This is a genomic window from Acetobacter tropicalis (assembly GCF_030644465.1).
Lineage (GTDB): Bacteria > Pseudomonadota > Alphaproteobacteria > Acetobacterales > Acetobacteraceae > Acetobacter > Acetobacter tropicalis.
The window spans coordinates 1070801-1083107 of record NZ_JAUYUW010000001.1 but is presented as its reverse complement, the minus strand read 5'-3'; the positions used below and the strand labels follow the sequence as shown (position 1 = coordinate 1083107).

Here is a 12307-nt window from a genome sequence, read left to right as displayed (position 1 = left end):
TTTGTGCAGGGTGTCACGTCTCTCCTCAGCCTTATGCTCCGCCCCCAGTTTTTAAATCCTCCTGTTTTTCCACAAAATCCTGAGCCAGTTCTGCATCTGCTGGCGTTCAAAAAGAGCTTGAACAGACCCTCTCCGGTGTGTGTGGCACTATTCTGTCCCGAATCGTGTAAAGAAAGCTTTACATTTCCATCTTGATGCAAGATGGTGTGTAAAGTGTTCTTTACATGCAAGGAAAAGTCATGCTGACCGATATGAAGGCCAAAAAGCGCTATCTGGCTGAATTCAGTCTCTGTTTGGGGATGTATGCCCTCACGGTTTTTCTGGTTATGAGCCTTTTTGATCATGGAGCGGTGGGGGCGTCTTGGCAGCCAGTTATGGCGCTTTTGCCTATGGTGCCCGGGGCAGGATTCTGTTGGGTCATCCTGCGGCAGTTTGGGCGCATGGATGAACTGCAACGCAGAATTCAGTTTGAAGCACTTGCTTTTGCCTTTGCAGGCACTGCCTTGCTGACGTTCTCTTACGGTTTTCTGGAAACAGTAGGGTTTGCCAAGATTTCCATGTTCTCGGTCTGGGGGATTATGGCGGTGCTATGGTGTGTCGGTATGATTGTCGCCAAGCGGCGCTACGGATGAAAAACATCATCCGATCGCTCCGTACGGAACGCGGCCTGTCACAGGAAGCATTGGGCACGCAGCTTGGTGTTTCCCGGCAGACCATCAACGCCATAGAGGCAGGCCGCTATGACCCAAGCCTGCCCCTTGCCTTCCGGTTCGCCCGCTTTTTCGGCAAGCCAATAGAAGACCTTTTTGAATATGACGGAGAAGAGGCCTAGGCGCTGAGTATCATGCCTCACGCTTTCGTCCGCAGGCCGAAGATCTCTTGATCTGTTACCTTTTTTCAGTCCCAGTCCTTCATCTTTCGGTAGGGCTGGCTGCTGGGCGTTACTCCTGCAAGCGGGCCAGCGCCATGTCCCGCAGCATGTTCTGGCGTTCAATTTCCGCGTCCCGCTCACGGCGTTTGCGCTCACGGATTGCGTCCATTTCAGCACCCAGATGCGCTTCGCCACGCTCGGCGGCCAGTTTGGCCTGCCGTTCCCGCTCGGCATAACGGGCGCGCTGCTTTTCATCCCGCTCATCGTAACAATGCGGGCAGCTTACCCCATGCTCATACTTGGGGGAGGCCATTTCTTCCGCAGTCAGCGGCGACCGGCAGGCATGGCACTGTTCCAAAGAACCCGGCTCCAGCCCGTGCTTGACCGTCACACGCTGGTCAAACACAAAACATTCACCACGCCACAGGCTCTTTTCTTCCGGCACAGTTTCCAGATATTTCAGAATACCGCCCTGAAGGTGATACACCTCATCCAGCCCTTCAGCCTTCACAAAGGCCGTGGCTTTCTCACACCGGATTCCCCCGGTGCAGAACATGGCAATGCGCGGTGTGCGGCCCTTGGCCAGCAGTTCCTCGCGGTGGGTGCGGAACCAGTCCGGAAATTCGCGGAAGGTCTTTGTCTTGGGGTCAATCGCCCCAACAAACGTGCCGGTTGCCACTTCATAGTCATTGCGCGTGTCAATCAGAATGGTGTCCGGGTCTTCCAGCAGGGCATTCCAGTCTTCCGGCTGCACGTAATGGCCGACGTCAGACCGAGGGTCCAGCCCCGGCACACCCATGGTCACGATCTCTTTCTTCAGCCGCACCTTCATGCGCAAAAACGGCATGGCGGGTGCACGGGAGAATTTGACCTCAATCTCCGCACAGCCCGGCATGGCGCGCACATGGGCAAGCACTGCGGCAATACCCTCATCCGTGCCAGCAATGGTGCCGTTTATGCCTTCATGCGCCAGCAGCAAGGTGCCCTTTACGCCATTGGCCACGCACACATCCTGCAAGGGCTCGCGTAATGCGGGCAGATCCTCAAAGGGGGTGAAGCGATACAGCGCCGCCACACAGAAGGGCAGATCCTGCTCGCCAGCGTGATCACCCTGCGCCGCGTGCGCCGTTCCGTTCCGTTCGTTACCATCCGGCGTCACGTCAGATACCGCAGCCGCCACACCAGTGCTGCTGGCAGGCGTCCGCGCAGCAGGGCCAGCCGCCGGTGTGGTCGCGGTTCCACAGGCAGGGTCGGCATGGGGGGCGTTCTTGGGGTCAGTCACGGCAACAACTATCCACTGGTAGGATTGCAGGCCACTCCGGGCGCGGCACATGCCGGCCCCTGCTGCAATCAGGGTCACGTCAGGCCATCAAAAGGCACCCCAGACTTACTCCTCCGCCCATGGGCAGGACAAGAGGCAACAGCCGCCCAAACGCCACAAAAAGCCAGCCCGCGCTCTGTTTGCACCCCCGCCTGCAACGCCGCGTGCCGGCCTGCGTTGTCACCATCTTGTCATGAAGCTCTTTTCTTTTTCGCGGCATGCTTCATATGGAGAAGAGCAGTGTCAGAAAGGACCGACCATGCAAGATACCGATGAAGTTGTCGTAGGCTACCTGATCCAGCGCGAAGACAATGATGGGGAAATCACCTTCTGGGACCCCACCAATGAATGGCTGGAAGACCCTAACGAAGCCAAACTGTACGAAAAACAGGAAGAAGCTGAAGCCGACGCAAAGTCCCTTCAGGATGGCGACACCACCGGCACTGTCACCGTCGAACTCGTGTTCGAAGCAGGCGATGATGATGACTGGGATGATGAAGAAGACGAAGAAGAAGAAAACAAGAAGGCCTGAACCGGCTCTCCTTTTTCTCGCCACGTCAGCCTCTCAGGCGTGGCGCACGGGGGGCAACCCCCGTGTCCGGTTCTGTCACCGGCCCAGCAGCCGGGAGACAAAACTGCTCCGCCGGATGGTATGGGGCACAATGGGCGATGTATGGCGGATAATCCTGTCAGCACTCTCCCGCATGGTAATGCCTGCAAAACTATGCCCAATCACCCACGCCCCAACAGAGGCCGTAACGCCCTGAATGCTGTGGTCCGCAAACGCCTGATAGACTTTGGGGTACGCCCCGTAAGTGCCGCCTTCCGCACACAAAATCCGGTCCGCTTTTAGCAGCCGCACGTTCTCGCCCCCACGGGCATGGATCGGCTTTTCCACATACCAGCCTCCGGGCCGATGCGCCGTTACGGCCGCAGGGTCAAACCCCGCAGGCAACAGGTTGGGGTGCTCCGGGTAACGCTGCCACAACACAGGCAACAACGCCTTGTTGGAGAGCAGGGCCGTCCAGGGCGGGTTCAGAAAAACGCACCCACACTGCGCCAGATGCCGCGCACCGGGGTCACGAAACATCAGCTCCCACGGATACATCCGTAACATGCTCCGCACCACGCGGCCGTTGTGCAGCAGACGGCCACGGGTGCTGATCTCAAGATCCCGCAACTCGCACTGCACGGCCTCCAATCCGGCCTGCTGCGCCCAGTCCCGGTAATAACGGGCATGCACCGCATCTTCCGTATTGTCAGGGTAGGGCACAATATGCAGCGTCTGGCTCACGCGCGCTTCGGCCCGCAACTGGAGCAGTCGCGCCACAATGCGCCCGGCATCAAGCGGCATCTGCTCCGCCTGCGGCGCAACCTCCGCCCGCCACAGGCTCTGCATGCGGGTGCTTTCCGGCACTGTGGCCGGGGTGTCTGCATTATATTCAATCAGCTTGGGCTGACCATCGCACCAGGCAAAATCAAACCGACCCAACAGAAACGGCTCATCCCGCCGCCAGGAGGCCCGCACAACATCCTGCACCCGCGGCGGAATATGAAACACATCCAGCCCGCCCGGTGTGTTGATCGCGTCGTCCACAACACGCAGGCATAATGTGTGCAGGTCTTCCGTTACCCGGCGCAAAGTCTGCACCGCCTGCGGGCTGAAGTCGTAACGCACATCTTCCCGCCAGGCAGGGCTACCGTCTTCATTGCGAAAATACGTATAGCCAATCTGCCGTGCGCGGGCCTGCCAGTCTGGTCGCGGGGCGGAGGGAAGGCGGCGCAGAGTACCCATCAGGTCAGGTTACTCGCCGCCTCCCGCATGGCCCGCGGCCCCTTCGCCAAATCCCGCATGCCCAGCAGACTCTTCGCCAGCGCCGCCGCCACGTCGGCCTTCTCCCTCATCACCCTCGTCGGCCCCATCATGTCCATAACGGCGGGAAGAAACAAACACCCCATGGCCACCGCCTCCACGCTGTTCAGTGTCGTCACAATCCTCAGGCCGTCGGGCCGGGTCCGCCTGGGCGCAGGCTGCCGCATGCTGCCGTTGCGCGGCCTCTCTGCTGCGCTGAAAATTCCCAAACCCGATCACCCCGATTGAACCCACCAGCGCACCCAGCACCACCGTCCAGCCCAGCACACGTCTTGAAAGAGGGTCTTTCTCCACCTTATTTCTCTCCGTTACGGCGTTACCGTGAAGTCAAACACAACCGCCTTGGCCAGATAAGGGGCGGCAAACGCCTTGAAGGCATCATGGGCGGGGTCATAATGGCCGTGACCCTGCACAATAGGGCGGCCCACATAATAATTCCTGTCCCCTTCTGATCGGAACGTAACCAGATACCCGTAATCCAACCCCAGATCTGCATTTTCCCCACTGGTTTGCGGCCCAGCTTCCAGTGCCTGAATGACAGCGCTGCCATCAGGGCGGCGGGAAGCCTGAGCCAGCGCCAGAAAACGGCGCGTCACCTCCTGCCGCTGTGCCTGCGTGGTCTCTGGTCTGAACTGAAACATCACCATATGTCGCACCACACCGGGCCGAAAATCTGGCGCGGTAAAGCGGTCTTCCCCCACCTGCTGCACAAGAGCCTGTACAGCCTGCGCGGCTTTATCCAGCGAGGGCACGGCAGCAGCGCGCGCCATATACGGGGCCACTACGGGCACACCTGTTATCAGAGCCCCAACCATCAGGGAGGAAAGTGCAAATATGCGAGAACAGCGCATCATCAAAACAGAAAAACCTTACGTGTTGCAGAGAAACCGGAGCACAGCTTAAAGGGTGTTTCAAAACGCGCCTAGCGCAATCGGGTCTTCCTTTTTAGGCACGGTTTTAAAAATCAGCAGGTCAGAGCAGGCGGGGCGGCTTACACCTGAAAGCCTTATCTGCCCGCTCCAAGATCCCCGTTTCATGGCGGCCAAGCCCTCTTTATCAGCCACAGAACACCCACGCCTTTTTCACCACCAGATTTTTTGGAAGCAGCGTCTCAGGCGTATTCCTTGCCACCGTCCGACCCTTGCTGAGAAAGGCGTCCTGACCCTGTCTTCCACCGGCATACGCCATCCCACGCCTTACGGTGTTTTTTTGATAAAGCCCGCAATCGAGTCCACCACGCCGGGGGCTAATGGCAGGTTGGGGTCTGCATAGGTCGCAAGATTTTCGCGCGGAATATCGGAAGAAACCGTTTTCAGCGCATGGTTTGTGTCCGGCAGCAAAACCAGCTTGGCCGCCGGGTCTGCCGCCTTGAGCTTCTGCGCATCCTCCACACCCACCTGCAAATCACGCTCGCCCTGCATAATCAGCACCGGCAGCTTGATTTTTGCAATCAGGTCCGTCGGGTCATATGAAAACGCGCTTATCCAGAACCCTTGTATGCTTGGTCGGAACATTGCGCGCAGGTGCGGGGGCTCTGCGCTCACATCCACCTGCTGCCCGCTGGCCAGAGCATCAACAATCCGGTTAACCTGAGAAGACAAAGGCGTTTTAGCCATCTGGGCTTTTAACAGGTCATTGGCACGCCTGCCGCTGGTTGCCACCAGCACAACACCGCAAATCTGTGCCGGGTTGGCCGCGGCCGTGGCCAGCGCAATCAGCCCGCCTTCACTGTGGCCCATCAGCCAGACACAATGCGCGCCCGTCTGTTTCTGAATACTGGTCATCCAGTTGCGGGTGTCCTGAACGTAGTTGTCAACGGTCACACTGTCTCCGTTGGCAACGGCGGCCAGGCTCGCAAACAATCCCCGTTTGTCCACACGCACGCTGGAGATACCCTGCGCCGCCAACCCTTCCGCCAGCAGCTTATAGGTGGCAGCTTTTACCCCCAGCGGATTATTGCCATCCCGGTCTGTCGGGCCGGAACCAGGCAGTATCAACATCACGGGCGCATTGTTCCCCGCGCGGGTCAGGGTGCCTTTCAGCAGCCCAAGCGGGCCGGGGGCGGAAATATCCTCATCTGTCGCCGCGTGGGCCAAGCCGGATGCCCCCATTAACGCCCCGGCCATCAGGGCACCCACCACACGCGTTCTCAACTTCACGCCATCTCTCCCAATCGTCACGCCGCCAGTGCTGGAGTATCACCCGGTTTTTTACAAAAACGAAACCAAAAAATACGTGGTCTCATATCTGTCACACATCAGCCTGTGCCCGGTGAGCACACAATAACATTCAAAAAACACCCACGCTTGGCTTAACGAGCGGACCATTGCTGCCTCCCATAGCACTTTTCCGCACACGCAAAATTGCTGCATGGCGCTGCATTTCTTCCTGCCAAGCGCCCCGGGGAGAAAACCGCTCATCCGGTTCTCCGCCTCGTTATCCGCTTTCCGTCCATGCCATTCCATCACGCAAGAGGGCACATGCCGCCATTTTTTCCAGCCTGTCCTGCCAGCCCGCAGCAGCCTGACCCAGAAAAAAGCCTCCCGGAAGCACGGTCGGAAAACAGGCCGCCTCAAACAACAGGACCATTCAAAAGCTTTTTCAAACGACTTTCACACGCCTTGCCGCACACACGCACGTTTCAGCCAGACCGACGGGAACCCACGCTCACGCCCCCTCTTGGCCAGCACCTGCGCAAACCTGCTGCAAATGGCGTTCTGCCAAACGGCATGGCAGATGCCTTGTGTTCTTCCAACGCACCATCTCCTCCGCACGCGCAGTTTCGCCCCTATCAGCCCCCAAAAGGCGTGCGCGGCGATAACCGCACCCATCTGGCGTTTGATAGCGTCGCCAGCAGCCAGCCCGCCACACTGGCCTGGCTGCGCAACGCCGCAGGGGAAGGAACGGTTTTTCCCGGTTATCCGCATCTGGCTGAACTGGCTCAGCGGGCGGAATACCGGCACATGGTGGAAGTGATCGCCACGGAGGCCACGCGCGAATGGATTGTGTTCCGCACGCGGGGCGCAACCACCAAACAGGCCCGCATTGCCGAAATCGAGGCTGAATTCACCCGCCTGAACGTGCGTGATGTGCTGCGCCGCATGGCGGAGTATGATGGCTATTACGGCATGGGCCTGCTGTATGTTGATACCGGCCTCAGCCAGACAACCGGCGGGCGTGAAGCCCCGTTGCTTCTCAAGCCGGAAACCGTGAGCAAAGGCACCCTGCGCGCCCTTGTGCCCATAGACCCCGTATGGACCACGCCAGACAGTTACGGCACGACAGATCCCCTCAGCCCGGATTTCTACCAGCCGACCCACTGGTGGGTGCAGGGCAGCCTGATCCACAGCACACGCCTTCTGCGCTTTGTCTCGCGTGATGTGCCGGATATTCTTAAACCGGCTTATAATTTCGGGGGTTTGTCCCTCAGCCAGATGGCCCAGCCCTATGTCAACAACTGGCTGCGCACCCGTCAGTCCGTGTCTGATCTGCTCAACGCCTTTTCCATCGTCGCGCTCTCAACGGATATGGCGGCCTACGCGCAAGACCCGGAGGGCCTGCTCAGCCGAGTGGAAGCCTTCAACCGCTTCCGGTCCAATCGCGGCACGTTCGTTCTGGATAAGGAGCGTGAAAAACTGGACCTTCTGGCAGCACCGCTCTCCGGGCTGGACCGCTTGCAGGCCCAGGCGCAGGAACAGATGTGCAGCGTTGCGCAGGAACCGCTGGTCAAGTTCACGGGTATTACCCCCAGCGGGCTCAACGCCTCGGCAGAAGGTGAAATCCGCGTTTTCTATGACCGCATCCACGCCTTTCAGGAAAACGTATTCCGCACCCCGCTTACCACCATCCTGCACCTGATCATGCTCAACCTGTGGGGCGAGATTGACCCGGATATCACCTTCAGCTTTGCCTCCCTGTGGCAGATGGATGAGGCCACACAGGCTAACGTGCAGAAAACCCGCACGGAAATTGATGCCCAGAACATCCGCGCCGGCATCGTCACCCCTCAGGAAGCCCGCAGCCGCACGGCCCATGATCTGCACAGCCCCTACGATGGCATCCCCGCAAACAGAACGCCCAATTTCTAAACGTTCAGACCATACTTTTTTGTCACGCTTCCCCTTTTTGCAAAATGCAGATTCAGAAGCAGGTTCTGCCATATCGGCACGGCAGTTCCTTCCGGTTTCCCGCTCCTTCCTCCGGTACCTTGCATGACCCCTCAGTCCCATGTCCACGCTCTATCTGCGTCAACGCCAGCTCCTCTTGCTTCCCCACAGTTAGCGCGGCCATTCACATCGATTACCACCAGTCCCGCTGCCTCCACTCAGCCGCAAACTGCAGAAGCCCCGGGGCCGCCACATGGCACAGTCGAGTTTGCGCTGGACCGGTCCGTGCGGCGCATAGATGCAGATGGTCACCTGCATATTGCGGCCTGCATCCTTTCCGCAGCCACGGTCTGCCCCTATTACGGGCACGAAATTCCGAACGCCGCAGCCCTCGGCCTTGATCCGAATGCGCTATATCAGGTGTATCGGGACGCAACAGCCCTACAGGCCGCAGCGGCCAGCATGGCGGGCAAACCCATCCTCATGCGGCACCAGCCGGTTTCCGCGCAGGCCCACCCCAGCATGCTGACAGTCGGCGCGGTGGGCAGTGATGTCCACTTCACCCCGCCCAATCTGATCGGCAGCCTGACCATCTGGCAAAGCGCTGCCATTGCCGCCATTCAGAGCGGCCAGCAGAAAGCCGTCTCTGCCGGATACCGCTACCGCGCTGTCGCGCAAACGGGCACGCATGACGGCACGCCCTACACACTTGTCATGGCGGATATCGTCTTCAATCACCTCGCCCTTGTCACGGAACCTCGTGTCAAAACAGCCATCATTGGTGATGCGTCTCCCGCCATTTCGTCACGCGCAAACGGCAAAAGGCCCCACACCGGCGCGCGACTCTCCGGTCCGTCGTCCATGGCTGGCGTGCGTGCTCCGGCCATCCAGCCATCCTCGGCCTTTGTTTCCTCGTTCATCGCCGCATCAGGCGGCACGGCCCCGTCCAGTTCGTCGCAGCCCTGCCTGCAACAGGGCGCCCTCACATCCAACAGCACAAGGCAGGCCATGCCCACACACGCACACGCCACCTCTCACACCCATCCGGCCGCATCTTCCTCCGTGCAGACAGACGCCTCAGCCATTCCGGCTGCTGCACACACGCCCAATGCAGCATCGTCTGAAGCCACCGCCAGAACCGTATCTTCCCTGCCAGCAGCGGCACCATTGGCAGGTTCAGGCGGTACCCAACCGCACTCTACCACCATACCGTCCTGCACGGCGGCTCAGCCCGCCCTCAGCATGGATGCCGCCATCGCGCAGGCCGTTCAGCAGGCCGAGGCCGGGGCCATGCGCCGCATGGAAGCCCTGCACACGGCCCGCGCCGCAGTGCGCCCGTTTGTGGGGGATGTCACCATGGACAGTGCCGCCGCTGTCTATGGTTTTGCCCTGCGTGAAAACGGGGTGGACACCACCGCTCTGCCAGAAGCCGCGCTTCAGCCGCTGTTCCAGCAGTTCGCCCGTCTGCATGCGCAAACGCAGTCAGCAGGGCAGGGCGCTGCACTGGGAATGGATTCCTCAAAAACCGTTTCCTTCCGTGAAGAATTCGGTCTCAACCGTATTACGGTGAAAGCATAACTCATGGCGTTTCAGACACAGATCACCAGCCAGCCCGCGCCTGCCGTGCCGGGAGATTTCGCCTCTCTCAACCCCACCGCAACCTTCCCTGCAGGCGAGGGCGCTCTGGTGGCCGCCAGCGGCGGCTGTGCAGTAGGCGCGTTCGGGTGGGTACAGAGTGATGGCCGCAGCGTGGCCAACACCCCGCCCAACGGCACCACCACCGCGCCAGATGGTTTTGTGCATCGTGACATTACAGGCCAGATCAGCAGTTTTTCTGATGAAGCCAGCCTGATCATTCCAGAAGGCTTTCCCGTAACCCTGTTCACGGCGGGGGATTTCTGGGCCACCAGCACCACGGCCGCCACACCGGGGCAGGCAGTGTTTGCCTCCACCTCCAACGGCAGCATCGCCACCGGCACGGCGGGCAGCACAGTGCCAGATGCCGTGCAAACGTCTTTTGTCACCGCCTCCACCTGTAGCGCGGGTGAACTTGTCAAACTCTCCACATGGAGCCACGCAGTATGAGCCTCTTCCCTTCAGAACTAGCGGAACTCAACCGCCTTGGCTTCATCATGCCGCAGGCCCGCGGCATGATCGCCAACGCGCTGCTGGCAACAGATGCCATGGCGCTGGATGCCCAGCCTGCCCTGTCCACCAGTGCCAATGCCGGTATTCCGGCTTTCATGAGCGCATGGGTTGATCCGGCCCTCATCAAGGTGGCCTTCGCCCCCATGCGCGCGGCAGAACTGCTGGGCGAGGTCCGCAAGGGCGATTGGGTTACCCGCACCGCCATTTTCCCCATGCTTGAAACCACTGGTGAAATCAGCAGTTATGGGGACTGGAACGCAAACGGGCAGGTCAGCCTCAACCCTTCCTACCCTGAACGTCAGTCCTACCACTATCAGGTCTTCCTCTCCTGGGGGGAAATGGAACTGGCGCTGGCAGGGCAGGCGCGCCTGCAATGGGTGGCCAGCCTACGTGAAGCCGCAGCCCTCAAGCTCAATAAGTTCCAGAACCAGACTTACTTTTTCGGTGTCAGTGGCCTGCGCCTGTATGGCTACCTGAATGATCCACGCCTGCCCGCCGCCATTACGCCCGCCATCAAGGCCGCAGGCGGCACAACGTGGGATACCGCCACGCCGGAAGAACGGCAGGATGATGTGATCGCCCTCATCAACCAGCTCCGTAAACAGACCGCCGGGCTGGTGGATACGGAAACTCCCATGGTGCTGGGCCTTTCCCCCACGCGCATGGGCCTGCTCACCCGCCGTAACAGCTTTGGTCTTTCTGCAGCTTCTCTGCTGAAAGATACCTACCCCAATCTGCGTTTTGTGCAGGCTGTTGAGTATGGAGATGCAACCGGCAGCACCGTGCAGACCATGCAGATCATGGCCGACCATGTGGACGCCCAGAAAACGGCGGAAACCGCCTTTACGGAAAAACTGCGCGCCCACGCGGTGGTGACAGATGCCTCCGCCTGGAAGCAGAAACTCTCGCAGGGCACATGGGGCGCCATCATCTACATGCCCGCTGGCATTGCCACCATGACAGGCCTGTAAACCACACGCCCGCAAGGGGATGTTTTTACACAGAGCTTTCACAATACCTCTGAAAAAACATCTCCCTCCCTAAAATTTTCCCGAACAGACGGATCTTCCCTATGGCATCACCCGCAACCGTTACCATTGGCTGCAAACTGCCCAATGGCCTTGTTCTGGCATTGGGTGAAACCCGCCACACACTGGCTGGCACACGCGCTTCCGCCGTGGTGGGCGGCTATGGCCTTACCCCTGTCCCGGCAGATTTCTGGTCAGCGTGGTCCCGCCAGTATGCAGCGTTTCCGCCCTTGCAGCAGGGGCTGATCTTTGCGCAACCTACGGTTGACAAAGCCGCAGCGCAGGCGCGCGAACACGCCGCCCTTCGCACTGGTCTGGAACCTATCAACCCGCAAACTCCGGCCCCCGGCATCACCCCCGCCTGAATAAACCCCGCCAGAACGGATACGTCATAATGCCCAGTGCCCCTTTTTGCCTCACCCTCTGGCAGCAGAGATACCCGCCCCTGTTCGCCAGTGTGGGGGCGGAAGGCGCACAGGCCTGTTTCAGCCTCGCCAGCTTGTTCCTCCCCAATGATGATACGTCCCCCGTGCGCAATCTCACCCAGCGGGCGGAATTGCTCGGGCTGATTACCGCCCATCTGGCCCAGTTGGGGCTTGGCTCAAGTACCGCTCCCACACTCTCTTGCCCTGCCAGCCCTCTTTCACAGGCCAACGGAACACCTGCGGCAGGATGGTCGCAGGCCACCGCATCCGGTGGTCCGCAAATAGTGGAAACACCGCAAAGCCAGCCCACACTTGTGGGCCGCATCACGTCCGCGCGCATGGGCAGTATCGAGGTTCAGGCCGATGCAGGCCCGGTATCAGGCTCTCAGGGATGGTGGATGCAAACGCCTTATGGTGCTGCCTATTGGGCAGCCACCGCCTTCCTCCGCACCGCCCGCTATGTGCCGGGATAATATAAACTCCCGTTATTACATTTTACAGAAACAGGTTTTGTAAAATGGTCAAAGATAGAACT

Annotated in this window: 15 protein-coding genes; 9 read left to right on the top strand and 6 right to left on the bottom strand. The window is 59.7% G+C overall.

Features of this window, described 5'->3' with window-relative positions; translation table 11 throughout:
- Window positions 1–239 precede the first annotated feature (239 nt).
- Together QWU00_RS04875 and QWU00_RS04870 are read left to right on the top strand one after the other, a co-directional pair.
- Window positions 240–632 carry a hypothetical protein gene (locus tag QWU00_RS04875; RefSeq protein WP_197056305.1) on the top strand — a complete coding sequence of 131 codons (393 nt, stop codon included), beginning with the start codon at window positions 240–242 and terminating at the stop codon, window positions 630–632.
- Window positions 629–832 (top strand): helix-turn-helix transcriptional regulator, encoded by a 204-nt coding sequence (locus QWU00_RS04870; RefSeq protein ID WP_035378372.1) that lies wholly within the window; start codon window positions 629–631, stop codon window positions 830–832. The genes QWU00_RS04875 and QWU00_RS04870 overlap by 4 nt, the downstream gene beginning before the upstream one ends.
- Before the next feature lie 109 nt (window positions 833–941).
- On the opposite strand, the gene trhO is transcribed toward QWU00_RS04870, so the two are convergent.
- Window positions 942–1958 carry an oxygen-dependent tRNA uridine(34) hydroxylase TrhO gene (trhO, locus tag QWU00_RS04865; RefSeq protein WP_045542727.1) on the bottom strand — a complete coding sequence of 339 codons (1017 nt, stop codon included), beginning with the start codon at window positions 1956–1958 and terminating at the stop codon, window positions 942–944.
- Between the two features lie 493 nt (window positions 1959–2451).
- On the opposite strand from trhO, the gene QWU00_RS04860 reads away from it, so the two are divergent.
- Complete coding sequence (locus QWU00_RS04860; RefSeq protein WP_035378501.1) at window positions 2452–2724, top strand: hypothetical protein; 273 nt, start codon at window positions 2452–2454, stop codon at window positions 2722–2724.
- Window positions 2725–2799: 75 nt separating this feature from the next.
- Here QWU00_RS04860 and QWU00_RS04855 read toward each other — a convergent pair whose 3' ends face one another.
- From QWU00_RS04855 to QWU00_RS04835, 5 genes are all read right to left on the bottom strand, one after another.
- On the bottom strand, window positions 2800–3987 hold the full coding sequence (locus tag QWU00_RS04855; protein ID WP_035378373.1) for a glutathionylspermidine synthase family protein: 1188 nt from the start codon (window positions 3985–3987) through the stop codon (window positions 2800–2802).
- 9 nt (window positions 3988–3996) lie between these two features.
- Entirely contained in the window at window positions 3997–4359 is a 363-nt protein-coding gene (locus QWU00_RS04850) for a hypothetical protein (RefSeq protein ID WP_150395667.1), read from the bottom strand.
- A gap of 14 nt (window positions 4360–4373) precedes the next feature.
- A complete protein-coding gene (locus tag QWU00_RS04845) occupies window positions 4374–4919 on the bottom strand; it encodes a Dabb family protein (protein WP_035378377.1) in 546 nt (181 codons plus the stop codon).
- 57 nt (window positions 4920–4976) lie between these two features.
- The gene (locus QWU00_RS04840) at window positions 4977–5129 is read right to left on the bottom strand and encodes a hypothetical protein (RefSeq protein ID WP_156105400.1); all 153 of its coding nucleotides are present in this window, start codon (window positions 5127–5129) and stop codon (window positions 4977–4979) included.
- Window positions 5130–5261: 132 nt separating this feature from the next.
- Entirely contained in the window at window positions 5262–6224 is a 963-nt protein-coding gene (locus QWU00_RS04835) for an alpha/beta hydrolase (protein WP_231551612.1), read from the bottom strand.
- A 321-nt stretch (window positions 6225–6545) separates the two neighbouring features.
- On the opposite strand from QWU00_RS04835, the gene QWU00_RS04830 reads away from it, so the two are divergent.
- From QWU00_RS04830 to QWU00_RS04805, 6 genes are all read left to right on the top strand, one after another.
- Complete coding sequence (locus QWU00_RS04830; protein ID WP_231551613.1) at window positions 6546–8153, top strand: DUF1073 domain-containing protein; 1608 nt, start codon at window positions 6546–6548, stop codon at window positions 8151–8153.
- Between the two features lie 123 nt (window positions 8154–8276).
- Window positions 8277–9749, top strand: coding sequence for a DUF2213 domain-containing protein (locus QWU00_RS04825; protein ID WP_231551614.1), 1473 nt, complete (start codon window positions 8277–8279; stop codon window positions 9747–9749).
- 3 nt (window positions 9750–9752) lie between these two features.
- Window positions 9753–10256, top strand: a complete 504-nt coding sequence (locus QWU00_RS04820) for a structural cement protein Gp24 (protein WP_035378381.1) — start codon at window positions 9753–9755, stop codon at window positions 10254–10256.
- Window positions 10253–11290 (top strand): major capsid family protein, encoded by a 1038-nt coding sequence (locus QWU00_RS04815; protein WP_035378384.1) that lies wholly within the window; start codon window positions 10253–10255, stop codon window positions 11288–11290. Before QWU00_RS04820 ends, QWU00_RS04815 begins: the two co-directional genes overlap by 4 nt.
- A gap of 101 nt (window positions 11291–11391) precedes the next feature.
- The gene (locus tag QWU00_RS04810) at window positions 11392–11712 is read left to right on the top strand and encodes a hypothetical protein (protein ID WP_035378386.1); all 321 of its coding nucleotides are present in this window, start codon (window positions 11392–11394) and stop codon (window positions 11710–11712) included.
- Between the two features lie 29 nt (window positions 11713–11741).
- Window positions 11742–12245 (top strand): DUF4054 domain-containing protein, encoded by a 504-nt coding sequence (locus QWU00_RS04805; protein WP_035378388.1) that lies wholly within the window; start codon window positions 11742–11744, stop codon window positions 12243–12245.
- Window positions 12246–12307 lie beyond the last annotated feature (62 nt).

What these genes read in the sequence shown, in the direction of transcription:
- QWU00_RS04830 (WP_231551613.1), top strand. Translation starts at nt 6,546, where the DNA reads ATGCCGCCATTTTTTCCAGCCTGTCCTGCCAGCCCGCAGCAGCCTGAC.
- QWU00_RS04860 (WP_035378501.1), top strand. Translation starts at nt 2,452, where the DNA reads ATGCAAGATACCGATGAAGTTGTCGTAGGCTACCTGATCCAGCGCGAA.
- QWU00_RS04810 (WP_035378386.1), top strand. Translation starts at nt 11,392, where the DNA reads ATGGCATCACCCGCAACCGTTACCATTGGCTGCAAACTGCCCAATGGC.
- QWU00_RS04855 (WP_035378373.1), bottom strand. Translation starts at nt 3,987, where the DNA reads ATGGGTACTCTGCGCCGCCTTCCCTCCGCCCCGCGACCAGACTGGCAG.
- QWU00_RS04805 (WP_035378388.1), top strand. Translation starts at nt 11,742, where the DNA reads ATGCCCAGTGCCCCTTTTTGCCTCACCCTCTGGCAGCAGAGATACCCG.
- QWU00_RS04875 (WP_197056305.1), top strand. Translation starts at nt 240, where the DNA reads ATGCTGACCGATATGAAGGCCAAAAAGCGCTATCTGGCTGAATTCAGT.
- QWU00_RS04845 (WP_035378377.1), bottom strand. Translation starts at nt 4,919, where the DNA reads ATGATGCGCTGTTCTCGCATATTTGCACTTTCCTCCCTGATGGTTGGG.
- QWU00_RS04870 (WP_035378372.1), top strand. Translation starts at nt 629, where the DNA reads ATGAAAAACATCATCCGATCGCTCCGTACGGAACGCGGCCTGTCACAG.
- QWU00_RS04815 (WP_035378384.1), top strand. Translation starts at nt 10,253, where the DNA reads ATGAGCCTCTTCCCTTCAGAACTAGCGGAACTCAACCGCCTTGGCTTC.
- QWU00_RS04820 (WP_035378381.1), top strand. Translation starts at nt 9,753, where the DNA reads ATGGCGTTTCAGACACAGATCACCAGCCAGCCCGCGCCTGCCGTGCCG.
- QWU00_RS04825 (WP_231551614.1), top strand. Translation starts at nt 8,277, where the DNA reads ATGACCCCTCAGTCCCATGTCCACGCTCTATCTGCGTCAACGCCAGCT.